Origin of the sequence: Vibrio sp. Of7-15 (assembly GCF_022347565.1) — a bacterium.
Classification (GTDB): Bacteria; Pseudomonadota; Gammaproteobacteria; order Enterobacterales; family Vibrionaceae; genus NORP241.
In genome coordinates, this window is record NZ_JAKRGH010000069.1 from 1 (window position 1) to 1,272 (window position 1,272).

Here is a 1,272-nt window from a genome sequence, read left to right on the forward strand (position 1 = left end):
TGGCTCAGAAATCGCAGGTGGTGTAAATAGAATGCTGAGGCTGACCAGTAATAGACGGTGAAGCAGCATATAGCCTCCTACAAGACATAAAAACGGCATTGATGTCAGTGTAGGTTATATATGTTGTTTTGAGAAAATAGTGTTGGGTTCGTTAGCTAGGTTACTATTTATTCTTTATTGTCTTTTTGTGCTTTATCCCAGACCCGTAAGTAAGTGTTATTGGTGCGCTTATCCCGATAGCGTAGCATATTGGCTTCGTTAAAGTAGTATGGATCATTGGCACGAGATAGTTCTAACTCTTCTTCAGTGAGATGCTGTGCCACTTGGGTATTGCTCGGATAGATAAATGGAGCAGCATGAACGAACGCAGTTTGATATTCTTCGCTGATTAAATAATTTATTAAAAGGTACGCTGCTTTTAGCTTGTTGGGTTGATAGCTAAGTTTTTTTGCAATTGCAAGCGTATCAAGGGATTGAATCCCTCTTGCTTCAGAAAACTGCCAGTTTTGACCTGATGCACGCGCTTCAGATACCTCAATTCCCCAGCTCGTGGAATAACTTATATCTCGCATTTTCTCAACGTCGTTCACTTGTTGCCAGTAGTATTGTTTATTACTGATAAGCTGTGTAGCACGGGTTTGTAGCTGAGGGACACTAAGCCGGAAGTGGTGATAGTCTTGGGCTTCATAAGCGGTATACCCGAGGCCTAACAGCAATGGAATGATGCTGTTTTCAGCAATGGCAGAAGTAGCAACTTTCCCTTTATTTTCTGGTTCACTGAGCACTAAAAATGACGTGGGTGGGGTAGAAACTTTATCGGCATTATAAATGAGTCGCATTACTGCTCCATTGTGAGGTACAGCATATTTGTCTCCCTGGTAAGCATCAAATTTGGCTTGGCTTAGCGCTGGCTGTAGGAATTGGTAATTAGAAAGCTGATTGGTATCTATGGGATGAAGCAGTTTAAAAAGGCGTGCATTAAAATCGCCAAAAAAATGCGAGCCGGGCATTAATACATCAGCGGTGTCTGATCTTAATGCGTCAAATGCATCATTTGCCATTTCTATCACAGGCTGAACCATGGTGATGGTAACGTCGAGGTTATGTTCAGCGGCTATTTTTTTAAAGTTTTCTTCAAAAGGGGGGAGGTAGCCCCAACCAAGAAAACGAAGCTCAACAGGTGTTGGCTCAGAAATCGCAGGTGGTGTAAATAGAATGCTGAGGCTGACCAGTAATAGACGGTGAAGCAGCATATAGCCTCCTACAAGACAT

1 protein-coding gene is annotated in these 1,272 nt (G+C 42.5%); it reads right to left on the reverse strand.

Going from position 1 to position 1,272, the window contains the following annotated elements:
• Nucleotides 1–167: 167 nt before the first annotated feature.
• Nucleotides 168–1,272, reverse strand: a 1,105-nt coding sequence (locus MHO82_RS25680) for an extracellular solute-binding protein (RefSeq protein ID WP_239189462.1), incomplete at its 5' end; no start/stop codon positions are given.